Origin of the sequence: Neptunomonas antarctica (assembly GCF_001305295.1) — a bacterium.
GTDB classification, from domain to species: Bacteria; Pseudomonadota; Gammaproteobacteria; order Pseudomonadales; family Balneatricaceae; genus Neptunomonas; species Neptunomonas antarctica.
In genome coordinates, this window is the sequence record NZ_LJSI01000027.1 from 44,277 (window position 1) to 61,624 (window position 17,348).

General features: G+C 45.8%; 21 protein-coding genes. 7 read left to right on the plus strand and 14 right to left on the minus strand.

Annotated features, from left to right (window positions below; all coding sequences use genetic code 11):
* The first annotated feature begins 13 nt into the window (after window positions 1-13).
* Window positions 14-361, plus strand: a complete 348-nt coding sequence (locus tag Nant_RS05945; protein ID WP_054340726.1) for a putative quinol monooxygenase — start codon at window positions 14-16, stop codon at window positions 359-361.
* 59 nt (window positions 362-420) lie between these two features.
* Here the strand turns inward: Nant_RS05945 and Nant_RS05950 are convergent, their stop codons facing one another.
* Together Nant_RS05950 and Nant_RS05955 are read right to left on the minus strand one after the other, a co-directional pair.
* A complete protein-coding gene (locus Nant_RS05950; protein WP_054340727.1) occupies window positions 421-1,698 on the minus strand; it encodes a DUF3422 domain-containing protein in 1,278 nt (425 codons plus the stop codon).
* Window positions 1,699-1,758: 60 nt separating this feature from the next.
* Window positions 1,759-2,559 carry a TSUP family transporter gene (locus Nant_RS05955; RefSeq protein ID WP_054340728.1) on the minus strand — a complete coding sequence of 267 codons (801 nt, stop codon included), beginning with the start codon at window positions 2,557-2,559 and terminating at the stop codon, window positions 1,759-1,761.
* 307 nt (window positions 2,560-2,866) lie between these two features.
* On the opposite strand from Nant_RS05955, the gene Nant_RS05960 reads away from it, so the two are divergent.
* Window positions 2,867-3,946, plus strand: coding sequence for an alcohol dehydrogenase family protein (locus tag Nant_RS05960; protein ID WP_054340729.1), 1,080 nt, complete (start codon window positions 2,867-2,869; stop codon window positions 3,944-3,946).
* Between the two features lie 20 nt (window positions 3,947-3,966).
* A complete protein-coding gene (locus Nant_RS05965) occupies window positions 3,967-4,581 on the plus strand; it encodes an MSMEG_1061 family FMN-dependent PPOX-type flavoprotein (protein ID WP_054340730.1) in 615 nt (204 codons plus the stop codon).
* 48 nt (window positions 4,582-4,629) lie between these two features.
* Here Nant_RS05965 and Nant_RS05970 read toward each other — a convergent pair whose 3' ends face one another.
* The 8 genes from Nant_RS05970 to Nant_RS06005 form a co-directional block, all read right to left on the minus strand.
* Entirely contained in the window at window positions 4,630-5,349 is a 720-nt protein-coding gene (locus tag Nant_RS05970; RefSeq protein WP_054340731.1) for an SIMPL domain-containing protein, read from the minus strand.
* An 87-nt stretch (window positions 5,350-5,436) separates the two neighbouring features.
* Window positions 5,437-6,126: a VIT1/CCC1 transporter family protein gene (locus Nant_RS05975; protein WP_054340732.1), complete on the minus strand. Its 690-nt coding sequence runs from the start codon at window positions 6,124-6,126 to the stop codon at window positions 5,437-5,439.
* Window positions 6,127-6,201: 75 nt separating this feature from the next.
* Window positions 6,202-6,606 carry a hypothetical protein gene (locus Nant_RS05980; RefSeq protein ID WP_054340733.1) on the minus strand — a complete coding sequence of 135 codons (405 nt, stop codon included), beginning with the start codon at window positions 6,604-6,606 and terminating at the stop codon, window positions 6,202-6,204.
* A gap of 243 nt (window positions 6,607-6,849) precedes the next feature.
* Window positions 6,850-7,275: a hypothetical protein gene (locus Nant_RS05985; protein ID WP_238377076.1), complete on the minus strand. Its 426-nt coding sequence runs from the start codon at window positions 7,273-7,275 to the stop codon at window positions 6,850-6,852.
* A gap of 120 nt (window positions 7,276-7,395) precedes the next feature.
* Window positions 7,396-8,166, minus strand: coding sequence for a metallophosphoesterase (locus Nant_RS05990; protein ID WP_054340734.1), 771 nt, complete (start codon window positions 8,164-8,166; stop codon window positions 7,396-7,398).
* Between the two features lie 14 nt (window positions 8,167-8,180).
* On the minus strand, window positions 8,181-9,101 hold the full coding sequence (locus tag Nant_RS05995; RefSeq protein ID WP_054340735.1) for a glutaminase: 921 nt from the start codon (window positions 9,099-9,101) through the stop codon (window positions 8,181-8,183).
* A 40-nt stretch (window positions 9,102-9,141) separates the two neighbouring features.
* Window positions 9,142-9,663: a hypothetical protein gene (locus tag Nant_RS06000; RefSeq protein ID WP_054340736.1), complete on the minus strand. Its 522-nt coding sequence runs from the start codon at window positions 9,661-9,663 to the stop codon at window positions 9,142-9,144.
* 151 nt (window positions 9,664-9,814) lie between these two features.
* Window positions 9,815-10,696 carry an AraC family transcriptional regulator gene (locus tag Nant_RS06005; RefSeq protein WP_054340737.1) on the minus strand — a complete coding sequence of 294 codons (882 nt, stop codon included), beginning with the start codon at window positions 10,694-10,696 and terminating at the stop codon, window positions 9,815-9,817.
* 178 nt (window positions 10,697-10,874) lie between these two features.
* On the opposite strand from Nant_RS06005, the gene Nant_RS06010 reads away from it, so the two are divergent.
* Window positions 10,875-11,930: an NAD(P)-dependent alcohol dehydrogenase gene (locus Nant_RS06010; RefSeq protein ID WP_179078940.1), complete on the plus strand. Its 1,056-nt coding sequence runs from the start codon at window positions 10,875-10,877 to the stop codon at window positions 11,928-11,930.
* Window positions 11,931-12,019: 89 nt separating this feature from the next.
* On the opposite strand, the gene Nant_RS06015 is transcribed toward Nant_RS06010, so the two are convergent.
* Window positions 12,020-12,370, minus strand: a complete 351-nt coding sequence (locus tag Nant_RS06015; protein WP_054340738.1) for a GlpM family protein — start codon at window positions 12,368-12,370, stop codon at window positions 12,020-12,022.
* Window positions 12,371-12,533: 163 nt separating this feature from the next.
* Window positions 12,534-13,421, minus strand: coding sequence for a LysR family transcriptional regulator (locus Nant_RS06020; protein WP_054340739.1), 888 nt, complete (start codon window positions 13,419-13,421; stop codon window positions 12,534-12,536).
* A 150-nt stretch (window positions 13,422-13,571) separates the two neighbouring features.
* Between Nant_RS06020 and Nant_RS06025 the strand changes: the two genes are divergently transcribed.
* The 3 genes from Nant_RS06025 to Nant_RS06035 all read left to right on the plus strand — a co-directional run bounded on the left by Nant_RS06025 (window position 13,572) and on the right by Nant_RS06035 (window position 16,056).
* A complete protein-coding gene (locus Nant_RS06025; RefSeq protein WP_054340740.1) occupies window positions 13,572-14,081 on the plus strand; it encodes a PACE efflux transporter in 510 nt (169 codons plus the stop codon).
* 344 nt (window positions 14,082-14,425) lie between these two features.
* Window positions 14,426-15,307 carry a DMT family transporter gene (locus Nant_RS06030; protein ID WP_054340741.1) on the plus strand — a complete coding sequence of 294 codons (882 nt, stop codon included), beginning with the start codon at window positions 14,426-14,428 and terminating at the stop codon, window positions 15,305-15,307.
* Window positions 15,308-15,357: 50 nt separating this feature from the next.
* A complete protein-coding gene (locus Nant_RS06035) occupies window positions 15,358-16,056 on the plus strand; it encodes a 2-hydroxychromene-2-carboxylate isomerase (RefSeq protein ID WP_054340742.1) in 699 nt (232 codons plus the stop codon).
* A gap of 93 nt (window positions 16,057-16,149) precedes the next feature.
* Here Nant_RS06035 and Nant_RS06040 read toward each other — a convergent pair whose 3' ends face one another.
* Together Nant_RS06040 and Nant_RS06045 are read right to left on the minus strand one after the other, a co-directional pair.
* Complete coding sequence (locus Nant_RS06040) at window positions 16,150-16,479, minus strand: AzlD domain-containing protein (protein WP_054340743.1); 330 nt, start codon at window positions 16,477-16,479, stop codon at window positions 16,150-16,152.
* Window positions 16,472-17,200: an AzlC family ABC transporter permease gene (locus tag Nant_RS06045; protein ID WP_082400109.1), complete on the minus strand. Its 729-nt coding sequence runs from the start codon at window positions 17,198-17,200 to the stop codon at window positions 16,472-16,474. Before Nant_RS06045 ends, Nant_RS06040 begins: the two co-directional genes overlap by 8 nt.
* Window positions 17,201-17,348 lie beyond the last annotated feature (148 nt).

Below are 17,348 nucleotides of genomic sequence, written 5' to 3' on the forward strand. Positions count from 1 at the left end.
AAAGAGAACACATATGTCTAAGAAGATTTATTGTACTGCCCAGTTTTTACCAAAAGCGGGTAAAGAGTCCGAGGTTTTTGCGACACTGCAAGCATTAGAACCCAACTCACAGCGTGAAGATGGCTGTATTCAATATACCGTCACCCGACGCATTGCCAACCCGTTTGCTGAAGGCGAAAGCTACCCGATTGCTTTTCATGAGACCTGGAGCAACCGGGAAGCATTTGAAGCACACTGCCAACGCAAAGAGATCGTTGAGTTTTTCGAAACCAACTGCGTGGCTGAAGATGGCCTGATTGAAAAGTGGAATGTCTGCGTGTACAGCGATGAACCGGCCGACTTTGACGCGCCAGTGCTATAAGCACTGGCTAAAATAACGGCTCACTCGATCCAAAAGGTTTCCGGGTTTCCGGGTCTGCGTTAGTCGTCTGATTTGAACTCTTTGGTAACACGTCTTACATACCACCATACGCCCAGCACAACCGCCGGTAATGAATAGGTCAGCCAGCTCGTCGCCACCTCTTCTATTTTACCGGACGAGAGGTAATGAATCGTCCGGTCTGTCAAATCAAACAGATAATAGGTCACAACGATAATAGAAAACGTTTCCAGTTTAGCCTGCAGCGTCAACTGACGACGGGTACGCTTGTTCATTGAACTCAACAGATCGTGTACTTTCCCCTCAGTCGACAAATCGATTTTGGAACGCAGTAAATTACTGGCACGCGCAACCCGCTGCGATATCCGATCAAGCCGCATGGCCGCCGCCCTGCAGGTACGCATCGCCGGATCTACACGGCGATCAATAAACTGCTGAATGGTTTGCAGCCCTTCTATTCGCGTCTCTTCTAATTCAGAAATTCGCATCTGGACAACCGCATAATAAGCGTCCGAAGCAGAAAAACGATGTGCGGTTTCGGCTGAAATCTCTTCTATCTTCGCCGCCATATTCATTAATGCAGATAACGCGTCAGATTCTTTTCCAGCCTCCAGATTACTCAAATGATTAGTAACCACAGATAGCTCCGCACCCAGCATTGTTACCTGCATCATAGCAAAGCGTGCCGGAGACAAACCCAGTAAAGCGACGGCTCGATAAGTATCAATTTCACACAAACGCTGAATCAAACGCCCACACTGGTAATCATGTAAATGATTATCCTGCAGCAGAATACGATCTAATCCAAACTCACCCTGCGGCTTAAAATCCGTCCACAGAGTGGCTGCTTTTCGCATGACGTGAGAACCAATCACCTGATGATTGCCAAATATTTCGTCTGGAATCTGATTAGGATTTTCTCTATCCGCCTGATCATCCCCAGGCTTCACCAGTATCTGCACGCCGGTAATCAGCTCACCCAGAATTCGATCGCTCCAATCCTTTGATAAACCTGGCATTGATTGCTGCCAATTCTGCTGCTCACCACAATAATAGAAAGTTAGGGTATAAAATTCATTATGAGCCTCCCAGCGCAGCGACAGCTGACCGACATCCTGAAAGCAAAAAGTAGCACCCTCACCCAGCGCTTGAGCACCACAGGCGACAAACAAGGAAGAAATAGACTGAAGAATATCTCCGGCATCATGTCCGGCATTCATGACGGCAAAATGCATCACTTTCAAAGGTGAGCTCAACTGCTGAAACGGACGCGCATGTACTTCATCGGCAATCTGTTGACGCTGTGGATGGGACTTCACCAATAACCTCCTACGATAAAAAGACAGTCACTTAAAATCAAAAGATAATGCTTTTAGTGGTTAACTAAACCAGCTCAGTAGCTGCCCTACAAGCTGGCCACCCTGCTGATACTGATCAACTAGCAACTTAGCAGACATTGCCAGAGTTACCACAACAATCAAAGGACGAATAAGACTCACACCTTTGTTCACCACCATGCGCGCCCCAAGCTGCCCACCTACCAACTGCCCTGCTGCCATAATAAATCCTGCTATCCAGATTATATTGCCGCCGATAGCAAAGAAAATAAGCGAAGCGATATTCGAGGTAAAGTTCAATACTTTAGTGTGTGCAGTCGCTTTCGCCATACTGAAGCCCAGCAAAGAAACAAAAGCGACGGCAAAAAAAGTCCCGGCACCTGGCCCAAAAAAACCATCATAAAAACCAATCGCGAAGGTAAAAACAAAAGCAAACACAGCGTTACTGACTTTTCGGTCGCGCTCTTCATCACCGATGCGTTTAGAAAACATAAAGTACAAAGCTATTAAAACCAATAAGAGGGGCATAACCGATGCCAGAAGGCTGGTGTCGATCTGCTGAACCAGCAAGGTACCGAAAACAGCGCCAACAAAAGTACAGCTAATCATCAACCTCATCTGTGATAGATCAACCAACTTCTTACGCACAAAATAGACAGATGCCGCCAGAGTACCAAAGCTCCCCTGTAACTTATTAGTCGCTAATGCCTCTACCGGGCTCATACCTGCGGATAACAATACAGGTAGGGTTATCAGGCCACCGCCACCCGCTATCGCATCAACCATACCTGCGCCAAAACCTGTCACCAACAGTATGATAATGAGCGTAAGATCCAGCTCCATTGTGAGTCCCTTCGTCTAAAGAAGCAGCACTCTAGCAGCTGTTGAGCCATAACTAACAGCAAAATTTTTGACCTCAGCTTTCCTCTATCACTTCTCCTATGAGCAGCCCCGATACTATCGACTCTTCAGCGAGCTTTGGCACTGCACTGCACTGCCCTTCTACCCAGCTAAAGTTATAGCTATTAAAACAAAGCACCAGTGATCGGTTTGCGTGAACGCACTAGATATCTTAGGATAAAAATGAGCCACCCTAAACGTTGTCAGACCTATACAATAGGTTTATCTAAGCCCGAAGGAATCAGGAAATATGGTTAGCCGTACGATGAAAGCAATCACCACAACCGGTAATGGCGGCTACGAAAAACTGGTCTATACCGATGTTCCTGTTCCTGAAATCACGCAGGGTGAAGTGCTGGTTAAAGTGCTGGCTGCAGGGGTGAATAACACCGAGATCAATACGCGGCTTGGATGGTATTCTTCATCCGTTAATGAATCCACACAGGAAGCCTCACATGAAAAATCAGGCATTCAAAACGCGGATGGTGGATGGAATAAAAAAACACCCTTTCCCTTTATTCAAGGTACAGACTGCTGCGGAGAGGTGGTTAGCGCCGCTAATGATGTAGACACTAGTATCCTTGGCAAACGTGTCTTGATCCGTCCCTGCATACGTGAACAGGGTTTTGATTCACTGGATAATATCTGGATGGGATCTGATTTTGACGGGGCTTTCGCTCAATATGTAAAGGTCCGGGCGAGTGAAGTATTCCCTATTAGCTGTAACTGGACGGATGCTGAACTAGGGTCGATTCCTTGCGCGTATGGAACGTCTGAAAACATGCTGCACAGAGCACAATTAAAAGCAGGTGAAACGGTTTTGGTTACCGGTGCTTCTGGCGGCGTAGGGTCTGCGACGGTACAACTGGCCAAACGCAGAGGCGCAAGAGTTATCGCTATTTCGAGCGTTGAGAAACATGAGGCAATAGCAAAAATCGGTGCCGATCAACTCATTAGCCGCTCCGCTGACTTATTAAAAGAACTGGGCGAGCAGTCAGTCGACGTAGTGGTCGATAATGTAGCAGGCCGTGGATTCTCAGCTATGCTCAAGGTTTTAAAACGTGGCGGCAGGCTTGTATCTTCTGGAGCAATAGCAGGGCCTCTCGTCGAGCTTGATATGCGAGATATGTACTTAAAGGATATAACACTGATCGGAACGACTGCGTGGGACAAGCCCGTATTCCCAAATATTGTGAGATATATCGAACAAGGAGAAATTCAGCCGGTGCTGGCTAAGACCTTTCCTTTGTCTTCAATTGCAGAAGCACAAAAAGAGTTTCTCAAGAAAGAACATGTGGGTAAGTTTGTACTTATTCCTCCGGCCGACTAAATGTTACTCAGGGAGTATTCATGTACGAGTTAACATCTCAAGGGGACATTCGTGCAGCGATTGGCGAACCTAACCCTCTGACAAGGAAGAAGATCTACAATCACCTTAATGCCCGGATGCAAGCCTTTATCCGAACATCACCATTAGCCATGCTGGCTACTGTCGATGAGTCAGGGTTTCCAACTATATCCCCTAAAGGCGACAAAGCAGGTTTTATACAAGTTAAAGATGATAAAACACTACTGCTTCCGGAACTAAAGGGAAATAAATTAGCCTTCTCGCTGACCAATATCGTAAACAGCAATAACAAGGTCGGCCTCATCTTTTTACGGCCTGGTACAACCGAAACATTGCGTGTTCATGGCACATGCAGGCTATTCAAAGGCAATGATATTTGTACCTCTGTTGCAGGTTCAACGCAGCAAGCATTACTGGTATTAGAAATCGCAGTAAGTAACGCCTACTTCCATTGCGGTAAAGCGCTGCTGCGCAGCAAAGCATGGAATGCAGAAAGCCATCAAACGCCTATTACGGTATCATTTGGCAAGGAAATTGCTGAAAACACAAGCAGTACTGAAGAACTTATTCAGGAAATAGACGCAGGCGTTCAAAGCAGATACATAACCGATTTATAGAAATAGAGCCCGCATCAGCGGGTTTCTTCTCGACTCAGCTCCACTATTTTAATCCGTTAAATAATATTCGACCGTTGAGACAACCCGAACACTTTTGATATGCGGGTTATTTTTATCTCTATCGTTAATGCTAAACTGCCCTTGCGAAGCTCGTTTAATTTTACCTAAGGCACTTTGTGAGTCTGTCGCGAATTTTTGAGCGACTTCTCGGGCTTCACGTGTCGCTTCTTCAACCATGTCAGGCTTCACTTCATTTAAACGTGTGAATATGTATTCGGTTTGCGCTTCGTAATTATTCGCGGTAAAGACAATGCCTTTCTTACCCAGCTGCGATAGTGAGCCCATCACAGCACGAACTGCTTCAATATTTTTGGAATATACGGTCACTGTTTGAGTGGCTGTGTAACGAAACTCAGCTCTGTCATTATTGCCGTATTGCTGCGCCGATCTATCGATAATAGCCGGTGACGCTACGGTTATTTCATTGGACGCGATAGTATTCTGTTCCAAGAATACACGGATGCTTTGTGTCTTTGCGTCAATATCGCTGTATAAATTCCCCAGGTCGTTATCCGCAACGCTGAACTGAATCGGCCAAATGACGATATCGGCAGGATATTCGCGTTCAGACAGCCCTTTTACGGTCACACTTCTGTCGTAAAGCTTGTATTGAATCGCGGCATTACCTAACGTGTAGCCAAGCACACTTAGCCCTAAAAAGATAAAAACACCCAATAGCGCTGCACTAATTTTGCTATATCCCTGCATCAAAAACCTCTCATCAAACGTAATTTTCGCCTATTACGTACTCTCTTAATATTCAATTACCACTGTTGCAGCAGTGTGAACTTCGGATTATGCAACCACACCAAATAACTGGCCAACGGCTGCTGTTATTCCCATAGCCAATGCACCCCAGAATGTCACTCTGATGGCGCCTGTAGTCATCGGTGCTCCGCCTGCCCGTGCAGCAAGCCCGCCTAACGATGCCAAAAACAATAAAGATAAGACAGCAACTACCGGTATCAGCTGATCGCCGGGAACCAGCCATGCCGCCGCTAATGGCAATGCAGCACCCAGCGTAAATGTACCGGCAGAAGATAAGGCTGCCTGAACTGGCCGGGCCCTCACGTTTTCCAATATTCCCAGCTCGTCTCTGGCATGTGCGCCTAAGGCATCATGAGCCATGAGCTGTTCGGCGACTTGTGCTGCCAAATGCGAATCAAGGCCTCGTTCCTCATAAATAGAAGCCAGTTCACGCTTTTCAAATTCAGCATCTTCGTTTAATGAACGCTGCTCGAGTGCTAAATCAGCATTTTCTGTATCGGACTGGGAACTCACCGATACATATTCGCCTGCCGCCATCGACATCGCACCGGCGACCAGCCCTGCAATACCGGCCAGAAGAATACCTTCATGTGCGGTATCTGCCGCCGCCACACCAATAATCAGGCTCGCAGTTGACACAATCCCGTCATTTGCGCCCAGCACCGCAGCACGCAACCAACCGATACGATGTGATCGGTGTATTTCATGATGGCTCATAAACAATCTCTAAGAATTTATTAATCTAATACCAACAGCACAAACACCAACCCTTTTCTCTTATGCTATTCGCGGTTAGCGGCTTGCAACCAAGTCTCTGGGTAGCTGATCAATAGAATTGAGATGAATTGCCTGTAACTCTTCGCCATTAAATAAGACGTTAGAACCCGTTTGTTTTTGAACAATTGCATCTAACGCTTGTATGTCTATTGTGCCATTACCCGATATCTCATCCAATTCTTCAGGACTTAACGAAGAAGTACGTCCGCCGGGCAAATAAATGGTCCCATTTGAAAAATCTACAGCGAAGGCAATCACCCCTGGAACAAAAAAGAACAGCAGCCCAATGGCATCCAATAAAATAATACTTGAATCAAGTCGACCGTTTATTTGGCCCTTTCGTTCAGGATGTATAATAGTTCCACATCCTGCGATGCTGGTTATAAAACAGAATATTAAAATAGCTGATAAAGACTTCATGATTTGATCCTTTATAAGACTCAAAAATAGACACTACTACCAGTAAGAACTCAGTCTATAGCACGCAACACCTCCCATTCAGGGATGGTTGCCAGACTGATTTACCCAGCATCAGGGTCTTTAGAATGAGCTTTATATGCGCCAAGAGCAATCTCAAAATCAGTGCCCGAAAACAAACCCACCAGCATGCTCAAGCAGCACTGATAATGCATCCATATCGTCAGGAAAACCTGCCTTTTCCCCCTACTCGTTTACACCTAAAGCATTAACTCTGATATGCCCGGACTTTGCTTTATTAAGATCAACCTGCAAACGCATTTCAGACCAGCCATGCACCTTATCGTGAGCTTCGATATAAACATTCGTCAGCCCTGCTGGTATCTGCACACGATTAATACCCCGGGTAAAAGGCTGCTCATTCACATGGGGATGAAATAACACGCGATCACCCAGAATATTGCCTTGAGCATCCACTACCCGCCAGTTATCTGCGTAATGATCCCAACCTTCATCATTGTGTTGCAGTGTGACATTAACGGCCCAACTCTCACTTCCGGCACTCTGAAAATCAGCCCTCAGAATGCTGACATCACCGGCAACCGCGGTATTTAAGATCCCCTGAGCCAACACGCCTACTAACAAGACTTTACATTTACCGAACATACTCATCAAAATACCTGCCAATATTTAAATCGCCATCGTAAACAGATCAACAACCGGTATGACTGGCGTAATCATCGCGGCTACAAGAGACTAACCTATCAGCAGCTTATCTTTAGGGCGGTATGACTACTTACCCACCTCTATAACAAGCGCCGGATCAAAATATGGATTCTCGATGATATCTGCTGTGCTATACCCGCGGGGATTGCACACCACACGTGTACCATTAACGTAATAGTCAAAGCTATCGTGGGTATGTCCATGAATCCACAAGTCTGACCGCTGACCGTCCACCAGCCATTCGGCGTCAGACACGAAGCATGGGTTTAACGGCGAAGAGGCAAAACGCGGATGTATGCTGTTAATGGAAGGCGAGTGATGTGTAATCACCACCGTTTGTCCCGCAAATGGCTCATCTAATTGCGCATTAAGCCAGCTCGCATGTCGTTGGAATTGCGACATTGCATCTTCGGGCGTAAACAAAGTATCAAGGGAGTCATCCAGGTAAATTCGGCTGAAATCCCGTAGCGTTGCCGATGCCATATTGATGGCAAAATCCCGCTGCTCTCCCACCTCACCAAATAGCTTAAAATCTGTCCATAAAGTAGCACCCAGAAAGCGCACACCCTCTATTACCACCGCATCATTATGCAGTACATAAATGTTGTCAGTAGCACACAGGCGCTTTAATTCGTGGACGGTTGCAACGATACTGTTGCCATAAAATTCGTGATTCCCGGGGACATATATAACCGGTTTTAAAAATTGTTTAGCCCACGTAATCGCTTCTTTTGGACGGGCAATATCTCCGGCAAGAATAATCACATCGGCATCTGTTTCGGGTGGATCGAATGTACTGACGCTCAAATGAAGATCCGAAAGAATATGCAGCTTCATTATTAATATAACCTCTAGTGCCCGAAAATAGACCAGCCCGTATGCTGCACAAGCATTTCTAATGCCTCTGTACCCAGCTTACTGTTACCAATGCTGTCCAGCCCCGGAGACCACACAGCAATAGAGGCATTTCCCGGTGCTATCGCTAAAATGCCACCGCCGACACCACTCTTACCCGGCAAACCCACACGGTATGCAAACTCACCAGAACCATCATAATGTCCGCACATTAACATTAAGGAATTGATACGGCGGGCACGCTGCGGAGAGACTACCCGGATGCCCGTACTTAGATTCATACCATCAGAAACTAAAAACTGTCCAGCATTGGCTAGTTGCTGGCAACTCATCGTAATCGCGCATTGGTGAAAGTAAGTACCTAGCACATGATCAACAGAGTGCTTTATACGCCCGAACGATGCCATAAAGTGCGCTAATGAAGCGTTGCGGTCGCGGTGAAGCAATTCGGACTGCGCCACTTTATCATCGATAAAAATGCTTTCATCATTGGCAACAAATCGTAAGAACTGCAATATCTCAGCTAACGTTTCTTTCGGTTGATGCCCCATCATAATGGCATCAACAATCGCGATGGCCCCCGCATTAATGAACGGATTACGGGGTTTCCCCCCTTCATGCTCAAGTTGAACGATAGAATTGAACGGGTCACCTGAAGGCTCCCTGCCGACGTGTGACCAAACAGCATCACCGATCTTACCCAATGCCATAGTGAGGGTAAAAACCTTAGAGATACTCTGGATAGAAAATAGTTTATCGGCACAACCCGCACTAAACATCTGACCGTCCGGCAGTACGACCGCAATCCCAAATTGATTAGGGTCGACACTGGCCAGTTGTGGGATATAGTCAGCGACACGACCCCGCTGTGTTCTGAGGGCCATCGTCGCTGTAATTGTGTCTAAAATAGACTGCATGATCGTTACGCCTACAATACAAAAAATACCTGCATGTATGTTAGCGTAAAATATCCTCAATGGCATCGACGACTAAGCTAGTGCCAATAGTCACCATCAGAATATCGCCCGCAACACGGACATAACGATGATTAACCGGCGGGACTGGCAAGCGTATGAGTAGCTCCTGAGGCAGTTCATAATACACAGTGTCTTCAGCGAGTGGCCGTCCTTTGTGCCATTTTTTGGCTTGCCCGGGAGGCTGACAACCGTTGTTCTTTTTCTTGAGACCCGGCGGACAGTGGTTCCTGCGCTCCTGATGACTATAATATTCACTAACTACACGTCTACCATGATTATCAAAATAGACCGTAGTCACCCGTCGATAATCATCGCGACCCTTATCGTCACGATCACCGTGGCCATTATCAGATTGATGTTTCTTTTCTTTGTTCTTTCCTTTGTCCTCGGAATTCTTCTTGTCAGCGAATGCGCCCCCCGACATCAGTGCTAAAACAACACCCATTACAATAAGGCGAAGCGATGATCTGTTATCAGATGATCTATTACTAAAAGTTGTCATAAAATGTCCCATGTATTGAGAGGCTGAGTTTTAAAATCATGATAAAAACTACCTCAGTAGCTCATTTTGCGCTGTAGCAACCCGCTTATCAACAAGCAATTCGGGACTAAGTCGCGCTACCTTAAACAAGAGGCATTGCCCTGCCACACGTTTATTCCAAGCGAACATCTTGCTTGGGGGATGTACCAAAATAGCTTTTATAATCGCGACTGAATTGATTGATACTTTTATAACCAACCGCCCGTGCCGTTTGCCCTACGTTGAGGTCATCATGTGATAGCAGCAACCGCGCTTTGATAAGGCGTAGCCGTTTGAGGTACTGCAGCGGTGAACAGCGTGTGACTTCTTTAAAATGTTTATGAAAATTTGAAACGCTCATGTTGGCGCGAACGGCTAAGGCTTCAACGGTAATACCTTCGTCAATTTTCTGCTGCAGTTCACTCAGTACGCGAATCACACGAGAATAGTTCCCTTGATGTAAAATCAGTGCTTTGAGTGCCGGCCCCTGCTGCCCCTTCAGTGCTTCAAAAACAACCTCGCGCACCCGTGCTTGCCCCATAACATGCGCATCCAGCGGATCGTGCAAAGCCCGCACCAAACGACTAACCGCCTCCTGCATCCCCTCTGTCATCGCCACAGAATCCATTGGTTTTGGTGAACTGTTATGATCACTCGGTATGCCATATTCAGGCAAAGAGGTATGAACAAGTTCAGCAAGCACGGTTAAATCGATGCTCACAGCAATCCCTAATAAGGGTTTATCTTGTGACGCATATGTCTCGCATTCAAACGGCAACGGCAGTGTTTGTACTAGATAATGCCCCGGATTGTACTCAATAACCCGATCACCTAAATAACCCACTTTTTTACCTTGAGCTATAAAGATCAAACTCGGCTCATAGATAATCGGGTTCCGGCCATGCGCTTCCTGACACCGCAACAACGACACACCAGAAACGGCTGAGGCATAGAAGCCATCTTCTTTATCTTGATGCAGCGGTTCCAAAAGCGAAACCAGATCGGACAGCGCCATAACCTACAACCTCATTTGTTAAAATAGGATTATGCCTAAATTTGGCCGTTTAAATCCAAGCTATTAGCATAAATGAAGAGAAACAAGCAAAAAACAAACAGAAATAGGGATCACGCTGCGCACTCATATACTGAATAATAGATAGCGTAGTAGAAAACAAATTATCTGGAGATACCCTATGTCTGTGACTAAAGCCTACGCTGCTCAAACAGCTACATCAAAAATGGCTCCGCTGAATATCCAGCGCCGTACATTGCGTCCTGATGACGTTGCTATTGATATCTTATACTGCGGCGTGTGTCACTCCGATATCCATCAGGCAGAAAATGACTGGGGGAACTCTATCTATCCCGTTGTGCCTGGCCACGAAATTATTGGCCGAGTGACGAGCATCGGCCCGAACGTTACCCAATATAAGGTAGGCGACATTGTCGGTGTCGGTTGTATGGTAGATTCATGTTGCAGCTGCTCATCCTGCCATGCAGGTTTAGAGCAATACTGCGAAAACGGAATGGTCGGCACCTATAACGGCAAAGACTATTACGACGGTACATTAACCTCTGGCGGCTACTCCGAACACATTGTTGTACGTGAAGCCTTTGTACTTTCAATACCCGATACGTTAGATATTAAAGCCGCCGCACCCTTGCTGTGTGCAGGCATTACGACTTATTCCCCCCTCAAGCATTATGGTGTTAAGGCAGGTGACAAAGTTGGCATTCTCGGTATGGGTGGTTTAGGACACATGGGCGTGAAATATGCCAAAGCCTTAGGCGCAGAAGTCACTGTATTTACGCGTTCACAGAGCAAAGTAGCTGAAGCGAAGCTATTAGGTGCTGATCATGTCATCGTCTCGACTGATGCCGATCAAATGGCGGCCGCCACTCTTACCTTTAACTTTTTACTGGATACCATCCCTGTAGCGCATGACTTTAACCCGTACCTCAACTGCCTTAAAGTGGATGGCGCTCATATTATTGTAGGATTGGTTACCGGTATAGATCCACCTATCTGGGGCGCAAGTTTGATTACTAAACGTCGCATCCTGGCAGGATCAATGATTGGCGGTATTGCAGAAACCCAGGAAATGCTTAACTTTTCAGCGGAACACGGGATTAATTGCGAAGTAGAGATGCTTGATATCCAGAATATCAATGTAGCGTATGAACGCATGAAAAAAGGCGATGTTAAATACCGCTTTGTTATCGATATGAACTCATTAAAAAAGTCATAATCAGCATAGACGGAGCTAACTAGTCCACTTCAACTACTGCTAATGATCGACCCGGAGTTGTTATCGGGTCGGTCGTTTTATGTTAAAAACTATGCGACAGCCGGATGAAATTTCACCCAACCGAGCAATAAGACAAATGCAAACGCTAACCAAATGACGGTTGCCAGCGATAGCGTCCAGACCAGGCTAAACTTATAACTTAAATAATAAACTGACACCAAATAGCCCGCATAGGGAATTAAGGAATAAAGACCAAACAACGCTGTGATTCGAAGGTCTCCCATCGTCCTTTCGGCACCGACGATATAATGCGCTATCAGCGCGAACGTAGGAAACAACGGCACTAAACCAGCGATAAAAAAACTCTTATTTTTTGAAAGTAAGGCAATCAGCAACACGGCTGCAGCCCCAAGCAAGCATTTTAAAAACAACGAAATCACGATTTAAACATCCTTAATACGTTAATATCCACGGCTATCTCACTCCCTTACTGTTCATTATCCTTTCGTGCTATCCACTCTAACTTATACTCGTTCATCATAATGCGCTGCAAGATAATCCCATACTTGTGGGAGTTCAAGAATTACCTATTATCAAACTAGATTACTCACCAAAACGCAGGCTTTGCAGCTGTTGCAATAACCACTGCCCCGCTTTGCCCAATGTGCGGTTTTCTGTCCAGATAAGATCAATCCCCTGCAATATATCGGCCTGCTGATACACCAGATCAAGTACCACCAGCTCTGCGGATTGTAGCTTTTCCCTAACAACAGCTTCATGCAGAAATGCCCAGCCTAGCTTGGCTCCCAACATGTCCAAAATAACAAACGGACTTTCAGATAACCACACCTGTGGGCTTATCGTGTGACGTTCATGCATTTGGTTATCCGGATCCAAACTGCGTCCGACTATCTGACGGTACTGCCTAAGGTCGGCGTGAGTAATCTGCTGCTTCAGCGCTAGTGGAAAGTCAGGGGCCGCCACCGCTATGACTCTTGAGTGTCCAATACCACGAAAACTAAAGCCCTGTGGATAATACTCCTGCTCAATCATCAGTCCGATATCGGCTCGGTTACTACGTACCAGTTCTGCAACATCACCACTGCCAGGGTCAAGTAACTCCAGCGTGATGTAAGGAAAGGTTTCCGCAAAACGTGTTAGCACCGTCAGTAAAACAGGCGCTGAGATATTCTGCTCGATGGCAATACACAGTGAGGTTTCCTTGCTGTTACTGAGGGAGGCAGCATGCGCATTAAACTCATGATGACTGTGCAAAACTGTTCTGGCTGATTTAAGCAACACATGGCCCGCTTCTGTGAGTACAGGACTACGGCTACTTCGATCGAAAAGTACAACGTTCGCATCAATTTCCAGATTGTTAATCGCCGTACTCACCGCAGACTGCACTTTACCTAACTGACGTGCCGCTGCAGAAAATGAACCGGCTTCAGCGGCAATAACAAAACATGTTAGCTGTTCGATACTCGGCATATTGCTCTCTTCTACCCTGTAACACTCTCAAAAAAACACACTTACCTATCTTAATAATAGATAGATACTAACTACAAAGCATCAATAATATGTTTAATATACTTATCAGCACAAACAACAACCCATTGAGAAGTAAGCTAGGAGAACATCGTGGTGAAGGAGATAGCTGATAATACGACGGCCCAAGCGGCCAACACAGCATCTGAGGGAATCGTTACCCGTAGCCGTTTGGACAGGCTGCGTTACACCCTGCTATTTGAAATTTTACTGGTGAGTAGCTCTACGGCTGTGATTGCCTTTATTCTGCAGCGTGACTTTCTGGATATAGGCTATTTAGCACTGATTCTCAGCGGCATCGCCATGTTAACTAACTACTTTTATAACTACGCTTATGATTATTTTGATATCCGCAAGGGTCGCATTCCAACCGAGCGCGCCATAACACAGAGAATTTATCATGCGCTTGGATTTGAGTTGATTTTACTTTTTTTCACTCTGCCATTAATCATGTGGTGGCTAGAACTCAGTTTAATTAATACGCTGCTATTAGATATCGGCATGATGGCAGCTGTCGTGGTTTATACATTCCTTTTCGGGCTGGGTTATGATCGAGCATTCCCGATCAAACAACCAGAACAGCTAATAATAAGCGAAGCTTAAAAATAGGCTGTAAAAGCAGCACTTCGCTACAGCCCTTATATGACGGGGTATAGAAAAGATGTGCAGATGAAACACAGAGACTTATCCACAGATTGTGTGAGTAACTATTTTTTGTTTTATGTCTTGATTTTCTTGACTGAGTAACTATCTACCACATTCTTTGCAAGGCCAAAACTCATTTGAATCTTATTGGTGTATGTAGTTTTCTATTTTGAATAGAGTGTTTCAGAGAACGCTGAATAAAAAAATGCTCGATTTAGATATACAAACCACTTAGATTAAGTACCTCTTTAGATTCTTGATATGAGTATCACACCGGATGAACTATCAACGCAATGCTCAACATGAATTCTGAAAAAAAACACCTGCTACTGGTAATGATCCTACTAGGGATGAGTTTAATCCCCGTAGGAGATTCTGCCGGTAAGCTATTGACAGAAGTGGGTGTTTCACCGGTATTTATTGCCTGGAGTCGGCTGTTAGTCGGCTTTCTATTTATTCTTCCCTTTAGTGGTCTGGTACGTTCAGAACTAAAGCTGCTATATGACTGGCGGCTATTAATACGTGCTGTTCTTTTTAGCAGTGCCATTTTTTGCATGCTCTCTGCCCTCAAAACTGAGCCCATTGCTAACGCCTTTGGTATCTTTTTTATCGGCCCGATTGTTGCCTATTTTCTAGCAGCCGCTGTACTTAAAGAGCGTATAACCGTACTGCGCTCTTTATTATTATTTATTGGCTTTGGTGGTGTGCTGTTGGTGGTCAAACCAGGCTTTGGTATCACAACAGGGATGCTGTTTGCGCTTGTTGCCGGTGTTTGTTATGGCTGTATGTTAGTCGCTAACCGCTGGCTTGCAGGTTTCTTTCGACCACGCCTGATCCTTATATCCACATTGCTGGCCGGGAGCATCGCATTAGCACCTGCTGGTATCAACGCCATTCCACAGGCAATCGATAGCCACATTATCTGGCTGGTATTGATGTCGTCTATTGCATCAGCCTTGGGTAATCTTATTATTATCGAGGCTGGTCGTCGCTTGGATGCCAATATAGTGGCTCCATTCGTGTATTCTCAGTTAGTGGCGGCTGCCGTATTAGGTGTTGTATTATTCAATGACTGGCCAGACACATACAGTTTATTAGGATTGGCAATTATTTTCATATCCGGAGTATTGTCCTTTGTACTTTCAAACCGAAAAACAAAAATAAAACAGGCGCTTTCAAATTAAGTGCTTCGAATTATGTGCTTCGCATTAATAGCATCAGAAAAGGGATCGTTATGGCTGGCCGGCAATTGGATTTCTACTTCGACTATCTGTCTCCATACGCCTATTTTAGTTGGCGCTGGGTACAACCCATGTGCAAAAAATATGGCTTAACTTTGAATGCACATCCCGTCGTGTTTGGAAAATTGCTCGATCACTGGGGGCAACTTGGGCCTGCAGAAGTACCGCCTAAAAAAACAGCGCTCTATAAATACTGCTATCGCTATGCCCAGCTCAATGGCTTTGACTTTGATCCGCCCCGCAGCCACCCATACAACCCATTACCGGCATTACGCTTATCCCTGCCTGATATTGCAGGGGATGCTCAACATCAGGTCATTAGCGCCATCTTTGAAGCAGGCTGGTCTCGCGGAATTGACCTTGCCTCTGAAGCAGATCTTGCCAACGTACTCAACTCACTCGGTTTAAATAGCGGAGCAATGCTCAGTGCGATTAAAACACCTGAGGTAAAAGACCAACTCCAGCAAGAAACTACACACGCCATTACGCGAGGCGTCTTTGGTGTACCCACTTTCATCCTGGACGAAGAGCTTTTCTGGGGAAATGATCAACAAGAGCATTTAGAAATCTACTTACAAGGCAATGATCCGCTGGACCAACAAAAAGTAGAAGAGATGCTTGCCCGTCACCGTGGCATCGACCGAAAGACTTTTGCGCTGCGCAATAAAGAAAAGCGCGTTCAAGAAAAATAGTTATATCTATCTCGGCTTCTTCCGGTTAATCCTTGAAGCATACCTGAGTTGCCGACTATCTTAGTAATGGCAGTCAGGAATATTCTGATTTAACTAGCCGATTAACCAGCGATAGCCCCATAAAAAAATCATTCCGCCCAAAATAGGCCACAGCAGACTTTTAAAATACTTCGCCAGTACCACGGCCACACATCCCGCCAGAATCTGCGCCAGCTCTACCTGTAAACCTTCGGCTTGCTTGCTATACACAATAGGAGGTATGCATAAAGCAGCCAAAATCGCAGGAGGAAGCAATAAGAGCACAGGCTGGCTACGCCTCAGTAACGGCCCGGATTTCCCATGTAACTGGATAAACGAAAGGCGAATCAAGTAAGTGGCCAAACCACACAGAAAAAATAATACCCACAAGTTCAGATCATTCATGTGGCCGCCCCATTATTGAATTAAAAGAGCGCCCTGTTATTCGCGGCAAGAGCAAACCCGTCATAACCCCTATCACGATCGCTAAAATAAAGCCCAGATTGTATGGCAGTCCCTGCAAGAAAATGGCGGCTAACCCTGAAGCTACGGCTACGATCAGCAATAATCGATTGGTAATGGTGGACATTAACATGGCAAGAAACGCGAGTGGGATAGTGAAGCCCAGCATCCATTCAGGCGGAATACTCGCCCCCACCGCAATACCGAGCATGACCGACAGAACCCAGCTCACCCACAATGCCAATACTGTGCCTAAGTAATAGCTGATACGTTCGGCATCGGAGCGTTGTTGTTGGTCAGGCGCACTACACAGGCCATATGCCTGGTCAGATAAGATATATGCCATCGACATCCGGTAACGTTTTTTCAAGGGATAAAACAGAGGAGCGAAGGTCGCGCTATAAATAGCAAAGCGTAAATTAATAACAATGGTGGTTAACACAATCACAACAAACGCCGCATTTTCCTGAATAAGCTGCATTGCGGCTAACTGCGCCGATCCAGCAAAAAACAACAAGGTCATCCCCATGATCAACTCGGGACTCATATCCAAAGCGATACCGTTTGCGCCCACAATCAAACCAAAAGGCAGCACACCCGACACCAAAGGCATAAGATCTCGCACTCCTTGCCAAAACTGCGATCGGCAATCCCTGATATTCATAACGGACTCATACCCTTAATGATACTGAACAAACCTGAGAAGGTTACGCCCCTTGAATACCACACTCAATAACTGAACCAAATAGACGTTAACGAATCGAAACAAAACACTGTTGCGTAAGATTGCGTAAAGAGACAAATGATAAGAT